General features: G+C 43.3%; 1 protein-coding gene. It reads left to right on the plus strand.

Annotated features, from left to right (window positions below; genetic code table 11):
* Nucleotides 1–529, plus strand: a 529-nt coding sequence (locus AB4486_RS25605; protein WP_372119546.1) for a glycoside hydrolase family 9 protein, incomplete at both ends; no start/stop codon positions are given.

A 529-nucleotide genomic window follows, 5' to 3' on the forward strand; every position in this document is an offset into this window, starting at 1 on the left:
TAACCAAGTTGGTTTCTTACCGAAATCTGATAAATATATCTTTGTTGAAAATACCTCGACGACACCTTTGAAATGGACATTAGTCTCTCAATCAGGGATCAGCCTCGACCTCGGTAAAACAGAAGTATTCGGTTTGAATAAAGCGTCGGGTGAGCACATTCACCGAGTTAACCTTTCAAAATATACAGACACGATGAGAGGTTTAACGGTCAAGGTCGATGACGATGTAAGCTATCCATTCGATATTCGAAATGATGTTTATAGCAAGTTGAAGCTCGATGCGTTGTCTTACTTCTATCAAAATCGCAGCGGCATTGAAATAAAGCCAGAGTTCGTTCAACGTGAAGATCTTGCGAGGCCCGGTGGCCACATGTCCGATACTGCAACCTGTTTTGATAAAGTTGATAGTTGGGGAAATAAATGGCCTGGCTGTGACCTGACTATTGATGCGACCGGTGGTTGGTACGATGCAGGCGATCATGGTAAATACACGGTGAACAGTGGCATCTCAACATGGACACTTCTGAAT

It is taken from the genome of Vibrio sp. 10N.222.55.C6, from assembly GCF_041473395.1.
Lineage (GTDB): Bacteria > Pseudomonadota > Gammaproteobacteria > Enterobacterales > Vibrionaceae > Vibrio > Vibrio crassostreae_C.